Genomic DNA, 19,369 nt, shown 5'->3' on the forward strand with positions numbered 1-19,369 from the left:
TGGCCCGGCGGTTTTGTTCGTGTACGAACAATAGATTACAGGTTTTCCCTTGAATTGTCAAGGCGGAAAGCCCTATTTTTCACATTTCTTGCACAGTTTCTTGTCCAATTTATTGCATAAAAGTGAACGTTAAAAATCGTGCAAAGTGACAAATCCATCCTTCGTGCGTTCTTTCGCCTTATTGTACAAACAAAAACGTTCAAACTTGTGCAATCGTTCCCCGTTTCCTCCGCACGGCCGGGAGCCGTGGCCCGGGGTCAAAAAAAGTCCCGGCTGCACGTCCGATGCGTACAGTCGGGACCGATCCAAGACGCAAAGCCGCGGCAAACAATCAGACCATGCCGGCCCGGCACTGCTCGATGAACTGGCGGGCAGCCCGGGGGCTGCGTCCCCCGGCCCGGATGGCGAAGGCCTCGCCCCGGGTGATCAGCAGATCGGAGGGCATGGGGATCTGGTACTGTTTGGCCAGCTGCAGCAGGATCTGGCTGTAAAGGGCCTTGTCCGGGCGCTGGAAGGTGACGATCAGCCCAAACCGGGCCGACAGGCTCAGCAGTTCCTGGCGGGTATCCGCTTCGTGCAGGTCATCGCCGGTGCGGTCGGACAGGGTCTCCTTGACCAGATGCCGCCGGTTGGAGGTGGCATACACCGCAAGGTTGGCCGCACGGCCCCCCGCGCTCCCCTCCAGAATCGCCTTGAGGGCGGCAAAGTTGTCGTCGTTGGAAGCAAAGCTCAGGTCGTCGATGAACAGGATGAACTTGAGGGGGTTGGCCGCCAGCTTGTCCATCAGGTCGGGCAGCAGGTACAGCTGGTTCTTTTTCACTTCCACCAGCCGCAGCCCCTGGGAGGCGTACTCGTTGGCGATGGCCTTCACCGCGCTGGACTTGCCGGTGCCCGCGTCCCCATACAAGAGTACATTGTTGGCGGGCAGCCCGGCCAGCAGGGCCTTGGTGTTGGCGATGATCTTCTCCCGTTCCCGCTCGTAGCCGGGCAGGTCCTCCAGGCGCTGGGGGTCGGGGTGGCGCACCGGCGCCAGCCTGCCCTCGTCGCCCAGCATAAAGACATGGTGGCGGGCAAACATCCCATAGCCCCGCCGGCCCATCTGGCCCAGGCGGTCGGTGTACGCGGCGGCCAGGCCGGTGGGATGGGCCTCCCACCGGGGCAGGAAGGCCAGCTCCTCCCGCCGGCTGTCCTCCAGGCCGGCGGCCTCCAGCAGGCCGTCCAGGCTCAAAGCGGACAGCTGCTCCAAAAAGTCCAGCTCCCCTTCCAGGGCTTTCTTCAGCCCGGGGGCCAGGGCGCCCCGGGCCGCCTGCCGGGCGCAGATATTCTCACACTCCAGCACGGCGGCCAGGATGTACTCGCTCAGGTCGTCGGTATCCTGCGCAAACAGCAGCGCTTCCATCTCCCCTGCCGCCTGGCAGACCGCCTGCAGGCCGGCCCCCTGGGCCAGCGCTTCGGCCAGACGGCCGTAGGCCGCCACCACAGGGTCCTCCAGCAGGCTGCGGAACACCGCCAGCCCCACCAGACGCGCACAGATCTGTTGTATCCTCATGGAAAGATCCCCCTCATTTCCGGTAGATTCGACGGGCGATCCAGCCGCCCATACTATTTTAGTATAGTGCGCGGGCCCTCCGCGTGCAAGGGGCAAGGGGGCGCAGAGGGTCAAAAAGTGAATTTTTTTCATCTTTTGGGTGAAGCGAGGCGAAAAATATATCGATTGACAACCCCCTGTTTTTTTAGTATAGTAAAGTTCAACACAGAGAATCAACTGCGCAGATGGGAACAAGTAGCGCACAGGTCCCCGCTCTCCAGAGAGCCGCCGGTGGATGCAAGGCGGCGGGCGGGCCGGGCGCAAAGTCCTCCCGGAGCAGCGCTGCCCAAAGGCATCGCCCGGTAAGCAGCGCCGGATGCACCCGTTAGCGTGCGGGGCCAGGCACCAGCTGCATGGCCCGTGAGAGGGCGCGGCCAAAGCCGCGTCAACGAGAGTGGTACCGCAGAGAGCTTTTTGCAAGGTCTTTGTCTCTTGGTCAACAGACGGGGGGCGAGGGCTTTTCTTTATTGCCGGAGCCCGCCTGCTTCGGTCCGCAGGAGTAAGTATAGGGAAACAGGAGAGATGAACAATGCTGCTGAACGGTTCTCAGATCTTTGTCGAAGTCCTCTGTGAGCAGGGCGTTGACACCATTTTTGGCTACCCTGGCGGCGCGGTCCTCAACTTGTACGATGAGCTGTACAAGAACGCCGACCGGATCCAGCACGTGCTGACGGCCCATGAGCAGGGCGCGTCCCACGCAGCGGACGGCTACGCCCGCGCCACCGGCCGCACCGGCGTGGTGCTGGCCACCAGCGGCCCGGGCGCCACCAACCTTGTCACCGGCATCGCCACCGCTTATATGGACAGCGTGCCCATGGTGGCCTTTACCGGCAACGTATCCACCGACCTGCTGGGCCGGGACAGCTTCCAGGAAGCGTATATCGAGGGCATCACCATGCCCATCACCAAGCACAATTTCACCGTCCGCCGGGTGGAGGACCTGGCCGATACCATGCGTGCGGCCTTCCGGATCGCCCAGAGCGGGCGCAAGGGCCCGGTCCTGGTGGATATCCCCAAGGATGTCACCTCCAACAAGTGCGAGTTCACCCACCGGCAGCCCGAGCCCATCCGCACCGTCACCACCTTTGACGAGCAGGAAGTGTCCTGGGCGGCCGAGATCATCAACGGCGCCCAGCGCCCCCTGGTCTATTTTGGAGGCGGCGTGCGCAGCGCGGCCAGCTGCCAGCCCCTGCGGGACCTGATCCACAAGGCGGGCATCCCCGCCACCTACACCCTGATGGGCGCGGGCGTGGTCCCCTACGGCGACCCGCTGAACATCGGCATGATCGGGATGCACGGCTGCTACACCGCCAACCGGGCCGTCAGCGAGGCGGACGTGGTGGTGGCCATCGGCACCCGCTTTTCGGACCGGGTGGCCCTCAAGCCCAGCACCTTTGCCCAAAAGGCCACCATCATCCAGATCGACATCGACCCCAGCGAGGTCAACAAAAACGTGGAGGTGGATCTGTCGGTGGTGGGCGACGCGGCCTACATCCTGCAGGCCATGCTGCCCATGATCGAGCCGGCCCAGCATCCCGAGTGGATGGCCCAGATCCAGAACTGGCAGTCCCACGACTACCATCCCGTATCCGACGCCAGCCGCCTGATGCCCCACCAGGTGATCGGAGAGATCTGCAGCCAGTGCGGCCCCGACACCGTCTACGTCACCGACGTGGGTCAGCATCAGATGTGGGCGGCCCAGTACCTGCACCACGCCAGGAGCCGGGGCTTTATCACCAGCGGCGGCCTTGGCACCATGGGCTTTGGCTACGGCGCCGCCATCGGCGCACAGATGGCCCTCGGGCGGGACCAGCGGGTGGTGATGCTCACTGGCGATGGCTCGTTCCACATGAACCTGAACGAAGCCTGCACCGCCGTCAGCTACAACCTGCCCATCATCACGGTCATCTTCAACAACCAGGTCCTGGGCATGGTGCGCCAGTGGCAGACCGCTTTCTACGGCAGCCGCTATTCCCAGACCGACCCCCACCGCAAGACCAACTTTGTCAAGCTGGCCGAGGGCTTTGGCCTCAAAGGCTACCATTGCGAGAACCTGGCCCAGTTCCAGCAGGCTTTTGCCCAGGCTTTGCAGAACGACGGCCCCACCTGGATCGAGTGCATGATCGGCAAGGACGAGAAGGTCCTGCCCATGATCCCGGGCGGCGGGGATATCAACGACATCATGATGGAATAAGGAGGTAACCAGCATGGAACGTACGGAACAGCGTCAGGTGGTCAGCCTGCTGGTGGACAACCAGACCGGCGTCCTGGCCCGGGTGTCCAGCCTTTTCTGCCGCCGGGGCTTCAACATCGAGAGCCTGACCGTGTCGGCCACCAACGATCCCACCGTCAGCCGCATCACCGTCACCGTTTACGGCGATGAGCGGCGGCTGGACCAGCTGCTTTTGCAGACCGAGCGGCTGGAAGTGACCCGCCAGGTCTTTGTGCTGGACGAGAAGAAGGCCCTGCAGCGGGAGCTGCTGCTGCTGAAAGTGGCGGCCACCGTGGCCAACCGGGCCGAGCTGCGGGAGATCGCCAGCATCTACAAGGCAAAGATCATCGATCTGTCCCCTGACAGCATGATCTTTGAGCTGACCGGCAAGCCCGAGAAGATCGATGCCTTCCTGCGTATGTTCGAAGGCTATACCATCCTGGAGCAGTGCCGCACCGGCGTCACCGCCCTGGAGCGGGGCGGGATGCATCAGCACATGCAAAAGCCGCCGCAGGAGGTGCGGGCCACCCAGTTCCCCCTGCCGGGCGTGGTGGGCAGCTGCCCCAAATAACGTGTTTTTTCGCTCCTCGCGAGGGGACCGGAGATAGAATTTGACTGGATTTCATCTGTTCTGAAACGGAAAACAGCAAAAGGAGAACGATTATGGCGATCAAGAAGTATTACGACAGCGACTGCAACCTGGGCATCCTGGACGGCAAGACGGTGGCCGTCATCGGCTTTGGCAGCCAGGGCCATGCCCATTCGGAGAACCTGGCCGAGAGCGGCGTGAACGTGGTGGTGGGCCTGCGCAAGGGTTCGAGCCACTGGGTCAAGGCCGAGGAGTTCGCCGCCTCCCATCCCAACTTCAAGGTGATGGAAGTGGAGCAGGCCGCCCAGGCCGGCGACGTGGTGATGATGCTGGTGCCCGATGAGCTGTGCGCCGACATCTACAACAAGCAGGTGGCCCCCTATATGACCGAGGGCAAGGCCCTGGCTTTTGCACACGGCTTCAACATCCACTTCAAGACCATCACCGCCCCCAAGAATGTGGACGTCATCATGATCGCCCCCAAGGGCCCCGGCCACATCGTCCGCCGTCTGTACACCGAGGGCGAGGGCTGCCCCAGCCTGATCTGCGTGGAGCAGGACTACACCGGCAAGGCCAAGGAGATCGCCCTGGCCTACGCTTCCGGCATCGGTGCGGGCCGCGCCGGCATCCTGGAGACCACCTTCCGCGAGGAGACCGAGACCGACCTGTTCGGCGAGCAGGCTGTGCTGTGCGGCGGCGTCTGCGAGCTGATCCACGCCGGCTTCGATACCCTGGTGGAGGCCGGCTACGCCCCCGAGATGGCCTACTTTGAGACCTGCCATGAGATGAAGCTGATCGTTGACCTGATCAACGAGGGCGGCTTCTCCAAGATGCGCTACTCCATCTCCAACACCGCCGAGTACGGCGACTACCGCACCGGCAAGCGGCTGATCACCGAGGAGACCCGCAAGGAGATGAAGAAGATCCTGTCCGAGATCCAGGACGGCACCTTTGCTTCCGAGTTCCTCACCGAGATGAGCGACAAGGGCGGCCGCAAGGTCCACTTCCTGGCACAGCGCCGGATGCAGGCCGAGCACCCCATCGAGAAGGTGGGCGCTGAGCTGCGCAGCATGATGAGCTGGCTGAAGAAATAACCACACGCCGGCCCCGGCGGCCCGGGGTGCATCTGAATCCCCGCTCTGCGCGCCCCTGCCCGGATGCAGGCGGCGGCCAGGCGCCGGAAACGGTTCGGAGCACCACTGTGCCGGGGCCGGTTTTGTATGTCCAAGGAAGGAGACCACCCCCATGAGAAGCGACAATGTGAAAAAGGGCTCGGAGCGCGCCCCCAACCGCAGCCTGTTCTATGCCCTGGGCTACACCCCCGAGGAACTGGACCGTCCCCTGATCGGCGTCATCTCGGCTTACAGCGAGATCGTGCCCGGCCATATGAACCTGGACAAGATCGCCGACGCGGTCAAGGCCGGGGTCCAGATGGCGGGGGGCACCCCCATCCTGATGCCCGCCATCGGGGTGTGCGACGGCATCGCCATGGGCCATGTGGGCATGAAATACAGCCTGCCCAGCCGGGAACTGATCTGCGACAGCGTCGAGACCATGTGCCAGGCCCACCAGCTGGACGGCCTGGTGCTGGTGCCCAACTGCGACAAGATCGTGCCCGGCATGGTAATGGCGGCCTGCCGGCTGGACGTACCCGCCGTGGTATGTTCGGGCGGGCCCATGCTGGCCGGCACCTATGGCGGCGAGGAAGTCAGCCTGAGCAAGATGTTCGAGGCGGTAGGCGCCTACAAGGCCGGGATGATCACCGACGCCCAGCTGGAGGACTGCACCTGCAACTGCTGCCCCAGCTGCGGCAGCTGCTCGGGCATGTACACCGCCAACAGCATGAACTGCCTGTGCGAGGCGGTGGGCATCGCCCTGCCCGGCAACGGCACCATCCCCGCCGTCTACTCCAAGCGGCTGCAGCTGGCCAAGCATGCGGGCATGGCCGTGATGGACCTGGTGCGCAAGGGGGTCACCGCACGCCAGATCATCAACGAGCGCTCCCTGCGCAACGCACTGACCTGCGATATGGCCCTGGGCTGCTCCACCAACACGGTGCTGCACCTGCTGGCCATCGCCCATGAGGCGGGCGTCCCCATCGACCTGGCCATGTTCAACGAGATCTCGGCCCGCACCCCCAACCTCTGCCACCTGGCTCCCGCCGGCCCCACCCATATGCCGGATCTGTACGCGGCAGGCGGCATCCCGGCGGTACAGGCCGAGCTGGCCAAGAAGGGCCTGCTGGATCTGGATGTCCCCACCGTCACCGGCAAGACCCTGGGTGAAAACATCGCCGGCGCTCACATCCTGGATGAGAAGGCCATCCGGCCCATCGACGATCCTTACAGCCCGACCGGCGGCCTGCAGATCCTGTGGGGCAACATCGCCCCCGACGGCTGCGTAGTCAAGCGCAGCGCCGTGGCGCCCGAGATGCAGACCCACAGCGGCCCGGCCCGTGTATTCAACAGCGAGGAGGAGGCCATCGCCGCCATCTACGCCGGCAAGATCGTGCCCGGGGACGTGGTGGTCATCCGGTACGAAGGCCCCCGCGGCGGCCCCGGGATGCGGGAGATGCTCAACCCCACCTCGGCCCTGGCCGGCATGAAGCTGGACACCACCGTGGCCCTGATCACCGACGGGCGTTTCTCGGGCGCGAGCCGCGGCGCCGCCATCGGCCATGTCAGCCCTGAGGCTGCCGCCGGCGGCCCCATCGGCCTGATCGAGGAGGGCGACACCATCACCATCGATATCCCCAACGCCAAGATCACCCTGGAGGTGTCGGAGGAGGAGCTGGCCGCCCGCAAGGAGCGCTATACAGCGCCCCAGCCCAACGTCCGGTCGGGCTGGCTGAGCCGCTATGCCCGCATGGTCACCAGCGCCAATTTCGGCGCAGTGCTGAAGTAAGCCGGCGCAAGATCCATCCGCTGCCCGGAGAGCCGTTCGACCCCAAACGGGCCGCGCAGACCAAAGCAAGAGATCCAACAAACGCCCCTGTGCTGCACCTTGACGGTGTGACACAGGGGCGTTTTTGCAGGCTTTTTCGAATCGCCTGCAAACAGGCCGCAAAAACAAAAACCCCGCATGGACACTTGGTTTTTCAAGCATCCATGCGGGGACTTATCAAGTTGCGCCAGCAGGAGTCGAACCTGCGATGGGGGAGTCAAAGTCCCCTGCCTTACCGCTTGGCGATGGCGCATTGCAAGCACGGCGGGCCCGGGCGGACACGCCGTGCATCGTCATTCAGTATACCACAAACGGCTGCCGGATGCAACCATTACTCGATCAAGCCGTTGAGCAAGGTCAGGCATTTGCGGCTGTGCAGCTTGCGGATGGCCTTGGCCTCGATCTGGCGTACACGCTCGCGGGTGACGCCAAAGTCCCGGCCCACTTCTTCCAGGGTGCGGGGACGGCCGTCGTCCAGGCCGAAGCGCAGCCGGATCACCTTTTCTTCCCGGGGGGTCAGGCTCTTGAGGGCCAGGTTGATCTGCTGGGCCACCATGGCGCGGTCTGCGGCCTTGCCGGGGGCCTCGGCGTTCTCGTCGGCCACAAAGTCCCCCAGAGAGGAATCTTCTTCCTCGCCCACGGGGCTTTCCAGGCTGGCGGGCTCCTGGGCCATCCGCTGGATCTCCCGCACCCGCTCCACCGTCATATCCATGGCCTTGGCCAGTTCCTCGGCGGTGGGCTCATGGCCGTTCTGGTAGACCAGCTGGCTGGTGGCCTGGCGCATCCGGTTGATGGTCTCCACCATATGGACCGGGATGCGGATGGTGCGGGCCTGGTCCGCGATGGCGCGGGTGATGGCCTGCCGGATCCACCAGGTGGCATAGGTGGAAAAGCGGAAACCGCGGGCGCAGTCGAACTTTTCGGCCGCCTTGATCAGGCCGATGTTCCCCTCCTGGATGAGGTCCAGGAAAGCCAGATTGTGGCCCACATGTTTTTTGGCGATGGACACGACCAGGCGCAGGTTGGCCTCGCTGAGGCTGCGGCGGGCGTTCAGACCGTCCTGCCGGGCCTTCAGCAGCTCCTCCCGCTTTTCGTCGCTCAGAGGGCCGTCCTCCACAGCCTCCATGGCTTCCTTTTCCTCGGCGGCGTCCTCAGCGGCATCCTCGGGGCTTTCCTTGTCCCGGCGGTCCTCCGCGTCCTCTGCATCCTCCGGCTCCTCATAGTCGGGGGAATTTTCGTCCTCCTCAAAGGAGAAGCGGGCGGTATTCTTTTTGATGTAATCGGGGCGGTTGTACTTGCGGCGGTCGGCCTGCAGGATGCGGGCCGCCTCGGCGCCCGCGTGGATGCGGCGGCTCAGCTCCACCTCCTGCTCCGCCGACAGCAGGGGGATCTGGCCGATCTGCTTCAGATAATTCTTGACGGGGTCGTCCAGCAGCTCGTCCATGGCGGCCTTCAGGTCGGCGGGGTTCTCCTCGATGTGGTCGTCCTCCGGCTCATCGTAGTCGGTCTCGTTGGCGCTGTTCTCGGCGCTCTCCACCTCGGCCAGGATGCTGTCCACATCCAGCGCGGCCTCGTTCTCCTGGATCTTGATGCCCCGTTCTTCCAGAATGGTGTACAGGCTTTCGGTATCCAGACCGCACTCCTGGGCCAGTGCGCGCACCTCGTCGGCGTTGACGGTGCCATCGCTTGCGCCCTTGCGCAGCATCTCTTTTAAGGTCATGCCCATAATAATCTCTCCTTTTTCCTCAACAGGCCAGCGGGGGACGGCGGATCATATCACCAGACCGCCGTTCACCCCAAACACCTGCCCCGTGATGTACCCGGCTTCTTCCCCTGCCAGGAAAAGCAGGGCCCGGGCCACCTCCTGGGGGCTGCCCAGACGCCCCACCGGGGTCTCCTCCGCCAATGCCTGACGGTCTGCCGGGGTAAAGGCGGCCATCATATCGGTGTCGATGACCCCGGGGGCCACGCAGTTGACGGTGATGCCGCTGGGGCCTTCTTCCCGCGCCAGGGCCTTGGTCAGGCCGATCAGGCCAGCCTTGGCGGCGGAATAGTGCACCTCGCAGCTGCCGCCGGTCTGGCCCCACATACTGCTCACCGTCAGGATCCGTCCCCATTTGCGGCGGATCATGCCGGGCAGGGCCAGCTGGCACAGATGGAACGCGCCGGTCAGGTTGACGTCCAGCATATGCTGCCATTCCTCCGGGGTGATGTCGGTGAACAGCTTTTGCTGGGCAATGCCGGCATTGCAGACCAGGATGTCCACATGGCCCAGCATCGCCTCCGCTGCGGCAAAGGCCGCCTCACAGGCAGGGCGGCTGGCCACATCGCATTGCAGCGCGACACAGCCGGGCAGGCTTGCCTCCAGGTCCGCCGCCGCCTGGGCGTTGGTGTGGTAGAGCACCGCCACCCGATACCCCGCCTGATAAAAAGCGCGGGCCGCAGCGGCGCCGATCCCGCGGTCCCCGCCCGATACCAGCACGCCCCGGCCCGGCGTGTGCCGGGCTGCCGCAGCAGACGGCGCCTGTTCCGGGCGGGCCTGGGGCACAGGCTCTGCTGCCGGCTCTGTCTTGGGCGCCTCCGCGGCGGGGGCCGGCTCTGCAGAGGCCGCAGCGGAAGGCTCATGGTCCTCCGCGGGGGGGTCCAGATCAAAAGTCAGCTCAAAATCATCTTCGCGCATGGGCTTTTTCTCCTGCTTGATAAATCGGCTGCCGATGCTTCACAGGGCCTGTCCCTGTGCCCGCTGCCGCGCCGCCTGAACTGCATCCGCCGGAATCGCCGGCCCTGCGGCATTTTTGAGCATAAAAGCGGGAACATTCGGCAAAATACCATCGTATATTATACACCATCGGCGCGAAAAAAGAAAGAGGGTGTAAAAAAATTGTCATTCTTTTGTCTCGGGATCTTTGGGGCGCCATTTTTTCCGCGTGCCGCGCTGGGCCCGCAGGCGCGCAAAGAACTCTGCCAGCAAAGCCGAAGCCTCCTCTGCCCGCAGCCCTCCTTCCACCGCCGGATGGTGGTTGAAAGGCAGGGCAAACAGATCGGTCACCGAACCGCAGCACCCGGCTTTGGGGTCGGCGGCGCCGTATACCACCCGCCGGATGCGGCTGTTGAGAATGGCGCCCGCGCACATGGGACAGGGCTCCAGGGTGACGAACAGCTCGCATTCCCACAGCCGCCAGCCCCCCAAAGCCTTGCAGGCCCGGTCGATGGCCAGCAGCTCGGCATGGTGGACCGCGTTGCGCTCGGTCTCCCGCGTGTTGTGGGCAACGGCTACGATCTCGCCCCGGCGGGCCACCACCGCGCCCACCGGCACTTCTCCCAGGGCGGCGGCCTTCTCCGCCTCGGCCAGGGCCGCGCCCATCAGCTCATGATCTGTCATGCAGGGTCCTCCTTTTAAAATGTTCGCATATGCGCCGCAAAACGCGGCATGACCATTTTGTTCAAAGAATTGACTTTCCGGCGGATGGCCGGTATACTATACACAGCCTGCACCTGTTGCGGCGCAGGGAGAGAGAGGGCCGGGCATCCCCTGCCCGTTAGGGAGGTAAAAGAAACGTATGGTACGCATCCTGACCGATTCCGCAGCCGACTTCACACCCGCCGAGGCGGAGAAGCTGGGCATCACCGTCATTCCCCTGAACGTCACCTTTGAGGACGGGTCTGTCATCCGGGACAGCATCGACATGACCCCCGACGAATACTACCAGGCCTTGAGCCGATGCAAGAAGCTGCCCACCACCAGCCAGCCCAGCCCGGCCCTGTTTGAGCACGCCTTTGCCCAGGCGGCCGCCGAGGGGGACCAGGTGGTGGCCATCCTGATCTCCGAGAAGCTGTCCGGCACCTGTCAGTCGGCCCGGCTCGGGGCCGAGATGGCCGGCTGTGACAACGTATTCGTGATCGACAGCACCACCGCTACCCTGGCCCAGGCTTTGCTGGTGCGGCTGGCCGTCCGTCTGCGGGACGAGGGCAAACCGGCCGCCCAGATCGTGGCTGCCATCGAGCAGGCCAAAAAACACGTCCATCTGGCCGCCGTCATCGACGATCTGAATTACCTACGCAAAGGCGGCCGCCTGCCGGCGGGCGTGGCCTTTGCCGGCGGGATGCTGGGGGTCAAACCTCTGATCGCCGTGGCGGAAGGCAGGGTCAAGCTGATCGGCAGCGCCCGGGGCCTGCCCGGAGCCTATGTAGCCCTCTTTAAAAAGGTAGAGGGGATGGGAGGGGTCAATCCCCGGTTCGAGACGGCCGCCTTCTACACCGAGAATCCCCGGGAGGTGGAGCCCATCCAGACCTATCTGACCCACAACCTGCATCTGTCCCAGCCCCATCTGGGCCAGATCGGCTGCGTCATCGGCACCCACGCGGGGCCGGGGGCCTTTGCGGTGTCCTTCTTCGACCCGGATCTCACGTTGTAACCACGATAAAACACAGGGCCAGCCGTACTTGCTACGACTGGCCTTTTTGATTGGATTCAGGCCAGGCCCGCAGCCTGGGCGGTCAGGCGGCCCAGCAGCAGCACCAGCACCACCAGCATCATGGGGCGGATCACCTTGGCGCCGCCCCGCAGAGCCAGACGGCTGCCGATCAGGTTGCCCACGATGCCGCTGATGGCGCAGGGGATGGCGATGTGGAACACCACCAGTCCCGAGGCCAGATAGGTCACCAGGCTGGCATAGTTGCTGGCCAGGTTGAGAAGTTTGGCGTTGCCGCTGGCCCGGCGCATATCGTACCCCATAAGGGTGCTGAACGCAATGATGGCAAAGGTGCCGGTGCCCGGGCCAAACAGACCGTCGTAGCATCCGATGCCCACGCCGATGGCCAGGGCCTGGGCTATCCTGGCCCGGGTCAGCGGACAGTCGCCGCAGTCATGGTCGGGGCGCTTCCACTGGGTCAGGATGACCACCGCCGCCACCGGCAGGATGCACAGCATCATCAGGCGCAGCACGCCGTCGCTGAGCCACACGGCCAGATGGCTGCCCGCGGCGCTGCCCACAAAGCTGCCCGCCGCCGCCAGCAGGCCCACCTGCAGGTCCACCGCGCCGCCCCGGAAAAATTTGGCCGTGGCAAAGGTGGTGCCGCAGGCGGCGCTGAATTTGTTGGTCCCATAGGTATAGTGCACCGGCAGCCCCGCAAACAGGTAGGCCGGCAGGCTGATCAGGCCGCCGCCTCCCGCCGCCGAGTCCACCACCCCGGCAAAACCGGTCATACAGATCAAAAAGAGCAGCATCGGGCTGCTTACCGTAATATCACCCATCATGATCCTCCTCTGCGTTGTATTTCAAAACCGGCGCTCCGCTCCATCCGACGGGCCGGTCAGCCACAGGCTGCCCTCACAGGCCAGCACCTGGTCCAGCACCATACGGCTGACCCTGGCCCCATATACCATGGCCGGATGGGCGTTGTACTCGATGATGTCCTCAAAGTTCTTGTTCATCAGCACGATGACGTATTCCCCATAGGGGGTGTGGACGATGCCGCCGTCGTTGCGGCAGGCGTTCATGCTTCCGCTCTTGCTGGCCACCCAGATCAGTTCCGGGTCACCGGTCTCCTCGCAGTCCAGGTAGTAGGGCGGGAAATCGGCCGTCAGCATGGTGTTGTAGTGCTGGGCCCGGAAAATGGTCAGCATCTCCCGGCTGGCCTGGGGACTGACCAGGCTGCCCCGGGCCACCTGCGCGAACAGGCTGCCGTAATCCCGGGGCGTGGTGGTGCCCAGCTGGCTGTACCGGTCAAAGTGGAGGGTGTTGTGCAGCACGGTGTGCGCAAAGCCCAGCTCCCGGATGCAGCGGTTGATCTGGTCCAGGCCCAGGTAATCGATGATCATATTGGTGGCGATGTTGTCCGAGCAAATGATCATCAGGGTGGCGGCATCCTTCACCTTGAGGGCCGCCCCCACCCCCAGGGCCCGCAGCATCCCCGAGCCATCCACAAAGTGCTGGGGCTGGTAGGTGATCCGGTCCTCCAGGCTGGCCTGGCCCCGGCTGGCCTGCAGATACAGAGCCGCCAGGATGTAGGCCTTGATGGTGGATGCCGTTTCAAAGGGCTCGTCCGCCCCGATCTCCACCGTGTGCCCCCGCAGGTCGTCCAGGTAGACGCTCATCTGCCCGCGGTACGAGTACAGTTCGGCGGCGATCCGCTTTTCCAGGGTCATATTTTTATCCATATCGTTGTTATACCTCGTTTTTGTCCCGTATGTATCACAGGTTTTCCTCAAAGAATCGCCGGGCGTTGCGCCAGAAGATCCCCTCCACCTGGTCCTCCGAGAAGCCCTCTGCCCGCAGCGCATCCGCCAGCAGGGGCAGTTTGGAGCAGTCGTCCATCTCCAAAGGGCCGCCGATGCCGTCAAAATCGCTGCCCAGGGCGATCATCTCCGCTCCGCCCACCTGTCGGAAGTGGGCCGCGTGCTTTGCGATCAGGGCCGCCGTGCTGCGGCAGGCCGCCGGGTCGGGCTGGTCGTCCAGGAAGGCGGTGCAGTAGTTCAGCCCCGCGATGCAGCCCCGCCGGGCCATGGCCCGGATCATCTCGTCGGTGAGGTTGCGGCAGTGGGGAGCCAGGGCGCGGCAATTGGAGTGACTGGCCGCAAAGGGGCGGGTGCTGTGCTGCACGACGTCCCAGAATCCCTTGTCCGACAGGTGGCTGACATCCACGATCATGTGCAGCCGCTCCATCTCTGCCAGAAAAGCCAGGCCCGTCCCGGTCAGGCCATGCAGGGTGTCCGGGGGGCAGGGCCACAGGAAGGGACCCTTCTCCTTGACATTGGAGGCTGCCAGCTGGTTGTCGTAGTTCCAGGTGAGGGTCATCATCCGCACCCCCAGTTCGTACAGGCGGCGCAGCACCCCCAGGCTGCCCTTGCAGCAGCCCCCCTCCTCCACCGTCAGCATGGCGCTGATCCTGCCGGCGTCGGCGTTGCGGCGGATGTCGGCGGCGGTGTACACCGGCGCGATGCGGTCCGGGTAGGCCGCCATCAGCTCCTTGAAGATGTCGATCTCCTCCAGGGCGGTCACCAGGGGGTCATCCTCTGCCCCCAGGTTCACAAAAGCCGCAAAGCATTGCAGCATATAGTCCCCCGCCTCCAGCTTGGCCAGGTCGATGTGCAGTCCATTGCGGGCAAAGCTGAGGGGCCGGCCCGCCTGCCGGGCATGGCGCAGCTCGCTGAGGGTGTCGCAGTGCAGATCCCAAACTTTCATACCGTTCTTCCTTTCAGTTCTCCAGTACCGTGCCCACGGCGGTCAGCTTCTGGTCCAGGTCGGCGCGGTAGATGCCGCTGGCCGGGTCCAGGCTGTTGTACACCACGCCGCCGCTGGCCGCCGCCCCGGTGGAATGGATGTACAGCCCTTCCCCCAGATACAGGGCGATATGCCCCGGGAAATAAAGGGCGTCCCCCGGGCGCATCTTTTCCCGTGGGATGGAGCGCATGGGCCAGCCCGGCTTGATCTGGGCGTTGCGGTAGATCAGCACCCCGTTCTGCATATAGACGCTGCTGACCAGGCCCGAACAGTCCAGGCCGCTGCCGGCCCGGCCGCCCCAGCGGTACTGTGCCCCCAGGTACTTTCGGGCCGTCTCGCACAGCGCCCGGCGGAAAGCCCCGGGGTCTCCCCCGTGCCACCGGTCCAGAGCGCGGCGCACCAGCTGCCCCGGCTCCACGCCCAGAGCCTGGGCCAGGGCATCGTCAAAGGGCAGGCCCTCCCGCTGGGTAAAGACCGCGTCCTCCTCCCAGCACAGAGGCTCCAAAGACCTGTCCCACACCCAGGCGGCGCGGCCGTCGGCCAGAAGCACCCGGGTCCAGCCGTCGGGCTTTTCGGCACAGGGGGCCAGCCGCAGCCGGGCGCCCCGCTCCACCGTCAGCAGCGGGATGCCCGCCACCTGGGGACAGCTGAGCAGGTCGGCGGTGCGGGCCGCCATCACGGCGGGGGCCGCCAGATAGGCCTGCATCTGCTCCCGGGTCAAAAAGCGCAGGCTGTCCCGGGCCGCATAGCCCGGATACCCATAGAAGGTGCGCACCCGCACCATCTCCCCCGCGTCCTCCAGCACCTGACAGCTCTGGCCGTAGAGGCCCTGGTCCCCGATGGCCGAGACGGTCTGGCCGTCCTGCCCCGGCATGGTGGGCTGGGGCAGGTCGTAAATGGTCACCGCCGGGCGGTCAAACACAGCATATTGCACAAGGATAGCCCCCTTTCTTTGTTCAGGCCTTCATTGTAGCATTCCATACCGAAAATTGCAATAAGACACCCCCGGTCATTCGACAAAAAATCGCGGGTGCTGGAATCCTGCCGTCCCATCTGGTACAATGGTATAAAGCCGCCACCGGCATCATCTTCGACTGGAACGCCGATCTGCGGCGGTGACCGGCGGCGCGGCCGGATATTGACAAACCCTACCGCCGCGCTATAATAAAGGGATCAAGCCCGGTCCGCCGGGCGAATACGCGGGAAGAAGGTATGCTATGAACGATTTGAAACGTCTGTCTGGCTATATGGGCCCCTACCGCCGGGACATGGCCCTGGGGATGCTGCTGGTGGTGATCGAGACCAGCTTTGAGCTGGTAATCCCGGTGCTGATGAGCGACATCATCGACCAGGGCGTGGCCCGGGGGGACGTGGGCTGCATCCTGCGCATCGGAGTGGAAATGTCCCTGTGCGCGCTCCTGGCCCTGGTCACCGGGCTTTTGTATGCGCGGTATGCCGCCCGGGCCTCCTACGGGTTCGGCGCACGGATCCGCGGGGCCGAGTACGCCAAGGTGCAGCAGTACGCCTTTGGCAACCTGGACCACTTTGAGACTTCTTCCCTCATCACCCGGATGACCACCGACGTCACCGTGCTGCAGAACGCCATCAACGGCGGCTTCCGCCCCCTGGTGCGGGGCCCTTCCATGCTGGTGCTGGGCATCGTCCTGTCCTTTATGATGAGCCCCCGGCTGGCGGTGGTGTTCTTTGTCTGCGGGCCGGTGCTGGGGGCGGTGCTGTTCTTTGTGGTGCGGCGCATCGCCCCCATGTACACCCGGCTGCAGCAGTCGATGGACCATCTGAACAACGTGGTGCAGGAGTGCCTCACCGCCATCCGGGCCGTCAAGGCCTTCGTGCGGGGGGAGTATGAGGAGGAGAAGTTCCGCCAGGTCAACACCGAGCTGATGGACACCAGCCTTTCCACCTTCCGCACCGCGGTGCTCAACCTGCCCGCCTTCCAGCTGACCATGTACGCCGCCATGGTGCTGATCCTCTGGTTCGGGGGGAACATGATCCTGCACGGCAGCCTGACGGTGGGCCGGCTGACCAGCTTCCTCAGCTATGTGCTGCAGGTGATGAACTCCCTGATGATGATCTCCAACGTCTTTCTGCTGATGACCCGCTCGCTGGCCAGCGCCCGCCGGGTGGCGCAGGTGCTGGACGAGCCGGTCGAGCTGACCAGCCCCAAACACCCCGTCACCGACATCCCCGACGGCGGGGTCCGGTTCGAGCACGTCTCCTTCAAATACCATCCCGACGCGGCGGAATACGCCCTGGCGGACATCGACCTGGACATTGCCCCGGGGCAGACCGTGGGCATCCTGGGCGGCACCGGCAGCGCCAAATCCACCCTGGTCCAGCTGATCCCCCGGCTGTACGATGCCACCGAAGGCCGGGTGCTGGTGGGCGGCCGGGACGTGCGGGACTACGACCTGACGGCCCTGCGGAACGCCGTGGGGATCGTGCTGCAAAAGAACGTCCTGTTCTCGGGCACGGTGCGGGACAACCTTCTCTGGGGCGACCCCGGCGCCGACGACGACGCCCTGTGGGATGCCTGCCGGGCGGCCTGCGCCGATGAGTTCGTGCAGCGGATGCCGGGCGGCCTGGACGCCGACCTCGGCCAGGGAGGCGTCAATGTCTCGGGCGGGCAGAAGCAGCGCCTGTGCATCGCCCGCACCCTGCTGAAAAAGCCCAGGGTCCTGATCTTCGACGATTCGGTCAGCGCGGTGGACACCGCCACCGAGGCGAAGATCCGCAAGGCTCTCGGCGCCCTGGAGGGGGTCACCAAGATCATCATTGCACAGCGGGTCACCTCGGTGATGGCCACCGACAAGATCGTGGTGCTGGAGGACGGGCGCATCCATGCGGTGGGCACCCACCAGCAGCTGCTGGCCGGCGACCCCATCTACCAGGAGATCTATCACTCGCAGATGAAAGGAGGCAGCCCCGATGCCGGCACGGCAGATCACCGGTAAAAAGCCCAAGGATTTTTGGGCCACCCTCAAGACCCTGCTGTCCTACATGGGGCGGCATAAATTCCTCTTCCTGGCGGTGGCGGTGCTGGTCACCGTCAGCGCGCTGGGCAACCTGCTGGGCACCTATATGATCCGCCCGGTGGTCAACAGCGTGGGCGCCAGGGACGTGGACGCTCTGGCCCGGGGGGTCATGGCCACCGCCGTCATCTGCGGCATCGGGGCCCTGGCCGCCTTCGGCTACACCCAGACCATGGTCTACGCGGCCCAGAAGGTGCTGTACGACATCCGCCGGGACCTGTTCGCCCACATCCAGTCCCTGCCGCTGCGTTTTTTTGACACCCAGCTCCACGGCGACATCATGAGCTATTTCACCAACGATGTGGACACGGTGGCCGACGCGCTGAACAACAGCTTTGCCATGACCATCCAGAGCTTCATCCAGATGACCGGCACCCTGGTGCTGCTGTTCGTGCTCAACTGGCGCCTGTCCCTCATCGTGGTGGTGGGCTATGCGGCCATGTTCCTCTACATCCGTTACAGCGCCAGGCGCAGCACCGCCTACTACACCACCCAGCAGAAGGCGCTGGGGGACGTGAACGGCTACATCGAGGAGATGGTCAGCGGCCAAAAGGTGATCAAGGTCTTCAACCACGAGCCCGAGAACCTGCGTCAGTTCGAAGCGCGGAACGAGGCGCTGCGCAAGGCAGGCACCGGCGCCCAGAGCTATGCCGCCACCATGGTGCCCGCCGTGGTCAGCATCTCCTATATCAACTACGCCATCGTGGCGGTGGTGGGGGGCCTGATGGCCCTGGCCGGCATGACCGATATCGGCAGCCTGTCCAGTTACCTGGTCTTTGTGCGGCAGGCGGCCATGCCCATCAACCAGTTCACCCAGCAGAGCAACTTCCTGCTGGCTGCCATGGCCGGCGCCGAGCGCATCTTTGAGGCCATGCACCTGCCCTCCGAGACGGACGACGGTAAGATCCGCCTGGTGAACGCGGAGGAAAAGGACGGCGTCCTGACCGCCTGCGCCCACAAGACCGGACGCTGGGCCTGGCAGAAGCCGGACGGGCAGCTGGTGCCCCTGCGGGGGGATGTGCGGTTCCATGACGTGACCTTCAGCTATCAGCCCGGCCACCCCATTTTGCAGCACATCAGCCTGTATGCCAAGCCCGGTCAGAAGATCGCCTTTGTGGGCTCCACCGGCGCCGGCAAGACCACCATCACCAACCTGATCAACCGCTTTTACGACATCGACGCGGGAAGCGTCACCTACGACGGCATCGATGTGCGGGACATCCAAAAGGATTCCCTCCGCCGCTCCCTGGGCATCGTGCTGCAGGACACCCATCTGTTCACCGGTACCATTGCCGACAACATCCGCTTCGGCAAGCTGAACGCCACCCGGGAGGAGATCGTCGCCGCCGCCAAAATCGCCAACGCCGACAGCTTCATCCGCCGCCTGCCCCAGGGCTACGACACCCGCATCACCTCGGACGGCGCAAGCCTCTCCCAGGGGCAGCGGCAGCTTTTGGCCATTGCCCGGGCGGCCGTGGCCGACCCGCCGGTGCTGATCCTGGATGAAGCCACCAGCTCCATCGACACCCGCACCGAGTCCCTGATCGAAAAAGGGATGGACCGGCTGATGGAGGGCCGCACCGTGTTCGTCATCGCCCACCGTCTGTCCACCGTCCGCAACGCCAACGCCATCATGGTGCTGGAGCACGGCCGGATCGTGGAGCGCGGCGACCACGACGACCTGCTGGCCCAGAAGGGCGAATACTATCAGCTCTACAACGGTATGTTCGAGCTGAGCTGAAAGAAGCAAAAGACCCTGCCTGT

15 protein-coding genes and 1 tRNA gene are annotated in these 19,369 nt (G+C 64.5%); 7 read left to right on the plus strand and 9 right to left on the minus strand.

The features are described 5' to 3' along the window. Nucleotides 1-331 precede the first annotated feature (331 nt). Nucleotides 332-1,549 (minus strand): ATP-binding protein, encoded by a 1,218-nt coding sequence (locus B5E66_RS07355; RefSeq protein WP_087230805.1) that lies wholly within the window; start codon nucleotides 1,547-1,549, stop codon nucleotides 332-334. 568 nt (nucleotides 1,550-2,117) lie between these two features. Here B5E66_RS07355 and ilvB point away from each other — a divergent pair. The 4 genes from ilvB to ilvD all read left to right on the plus strand — a co-directional run bounded on the left by ilvB (nucleotide 2,118) and on the right by ilvD (nucleotide 7,293). Beyond that, on the plus strand, nucleotides 2,118-3,782 hold the full coding sequence (gene ilvB / locus B5E66_RS07360; RefSeq protein WP_087230808.1) for a biosynthetic-type acetolactate synthase large subunit: 1,665 nt from the start codon (nucleotides 2,118-2,120) through the stop codon (nucleotides 3,780-3,782). A gap of 13 nt (nucleotides 3,783-3,795) precedes the next feature. Next, the gene (gene ilvN / locus B5E66_RS07365) at nucleotides 3,796-4,371 is read left to right on the plus strand and encodes an acetolactate synthase small subunit (RefSeq protein WP_087230813.1); all 576 of its coding nucleotides are present in this window, start codon (nucleotides 3,796-3,798) and stop codon (nucleotides 4,369-4,371) included. 92 nt (nucleotides 4,372-4,463) lie between these two features. Beyond that, nucleotides 4,464-5,483 (plus strand): ketol-acid reductoisomerase, encoded by a 1,020-nt coding sequence (gene ilvC, locus B5E66_RS07370; protein ID WP_087230816.1) that lies wholly within the window; start codon nucleotides 4,464-4,466, stop codon nucleotides 5,481-5,483. Between the two features lie 151 nt (nucleotides 5,484-5,634). After that, nucleotides 5,635-7,293 (plus strand): dihydroxy-acid dehydratase, encoded by a 1,659-nt coding sequence (gene ilvD, locus B5E66_RS07375; protein ID WP_087230819.1) that lies wholly within the window; start codon nucleotides 5,635-5,637, stop codon nucleotides 7,291-7,293. A 221-nt stretch (nucleotides 7,294-7,514) separates the two neighbouring features. On the opposite strand, the gene B5E66_RS07380 is transcribed toward ilvD, so the two are convergent. From B5E66_RS07380 to B5E66_RS07395, 4 genes are all read right to left on the minus strand, one after another. Beyond that, nucleotides 7,515-7,585, minus strand: a tRNA-Gln gene (locus B5E66_RS07380). A gap of 78 nt (nucleotides 7,586-7,663) precedes the next feature. Further along, entirely contained in the window at nucleotides 7,664-9,058 is a 1,395-nt protein-coding gene (locus B5E66_RS07385) for a sigma-70 family RNA polymerase sigma factor (RefSeq protein WP_087230822.1), read from the minus strand. A gap of 45 nt (nucleotides 9,059-9,103) precedes the next feature. Then, nucleotides 9,104-10,012 carry an elongation factor P 5-aminopentanone reductase gene (gene ymfI / locus B5E66_RS07390; RefSeq protein ID WP_206393044.1) on the minus strand — a complete coding sequence of 303 codons (909 nt, stop codon included), beginning with the start codon at nucleotides 10,010-10,012 and terminating at the stop codon, nucleotides 9,104-9,106. 204 nt (nucleotides 10,013-10,216) lie between these two features. After that, nucleotides 10,217-10,714 carry a nucleoside deaminase gene (locus tag B5E66_RS07395; protein WP_087230825.1) on the minus strand — a complete coding sequence of 166 codons (498 nt, stop codon included), beginning with the start codon at nucleotides 10,712-10,714 and terminating at the stop codon, nucleotides 10,217-10,219. 178 nt (nucleotides 10,715-10,892) lie between these two features. Here B5E66_RS07395 and B5E66_RS07400 point away from each other — a divergent pair, with 178 nt between their 5' ends. Beyond that, nucleotides 10,893-11,747, plus strand: a complete 855-nt coding sequence (locus B5E66_RS07400; RefSeq protein ID WP_087230828.1) for a DegV family protein — start codon at nucleotides 10,893-10,895, stop codon at nucleotides 11,745-11,747. 56 nt (nucleotides 11,748-11,803) lie between these two features. Here B5E66_RS07400 and B5E66_RS07405 read toward each other — a convergent pair whose 3' ends face one another. The 4 genes from B5E66_RS07405 to B5E66_RS07420 are packed head-to-tail and all read right to left on the minus strand — an operon-like array spanning nucleotide 11,804 to nucleotide 15,489. Next, entirely contained in the window at nucleotides 11,804-12,589 is a 786-nt protein-coding gene (locus B5E66_RS07405) for a sulfite exporter TauE/SafE family protein (RefSeq protein ID WP_242958124.1), read from the minus strand. Nucleotides 12,590-12,610: 21 nt separating this feature from the next. Continuing rightward, nucleotides 12,611-13,492: a serine hydrolase gene (locus B5E66_RS07410; protein ID WP_087230835.1), complete on the minus strand. Its 882-nt coding sequence runs from the start codon at nucleotides 13,490-13,492 to the stop codon at nucleotides 12,611-12,613. Nucleotides 13,493-13,526: 34 nt separating this feature from the next. Beyond that, the gene (locus tag B5E66_RS07415; protein WP_087230838.1) at nucleotides 13,527-14,516 is read right to left on the minus strand and encodes a dipeptidase; all 990 of its coding nucleotides are present in this window, start codon (nucleotides 14,514-14,516) and stop codon (nucleotides 13,527-13,529) included. 13 nt (nucleotides 14,517-14,529) lie between these two features. Continuing rightward, the gene (locus B5E66_RS07420; RefSeq protein WP_242958125.1) at nucleotides 14,530-15,489 is read right to left on the minus strand and encodes a C40 family peptidase; all 960 of its coding nucleotides are present in this window, start codon (nucleotides 15,487-15,489) and stop codon (nucleotides 14,530-14,532) included. A gap of 283 nt (nucleotides 15,490-15,772) precedes the next feature. Here B5E66_RS07420 and B5E66_RS07425 point away from each other — a divergent pair, with 283 nt between their 5' ends. Together B5E66_RS07425 and B5E66_RS07430 are read left to right on the plus strand one after the other, a co-directional pair. Next, complete coding sequence (locus B5E66_RS07425) at nucleotides 15,773-17,527, plus strand: ABC transporter ATP-binding protein (protein ID WP_087230841.1); 1,755 nt, start codon at nucleotides 15,773-15,775, stop codon at nucleotides 17,525-17,527. Further along, the gene (locus B5E66_RS07430; RefSeq protein ID WP_087230844.1) at nucleotides 17,502-19,346 is read left to right on the plus strand and encodes an ABC transporter ATP-binding protein; all 1,845 of its coding nucleotides are present in this window, start codon (nucleotides 17,502-17,504) and stop codon (nucleotides 19,344-19,346) included. The genes B5E66_RS07425 and B5E66_RS07430 overlap by 26 nt, the downstream gene beginning before the upstream one ends. Nucleotides 19,347-19,369: the final 23 nt, after the last annotated feature.

It is taken from the genome of Faecalibacterium sp. An121 (assembly GCF_002160915.1).
In the GTDB taxonomy this organism is placed as follows: Bacteria; Bacillota; Clostridia; order Oscillospirales; family Ruminococcaceae; genus Faecalibacterium; species Faecalibacterium avium.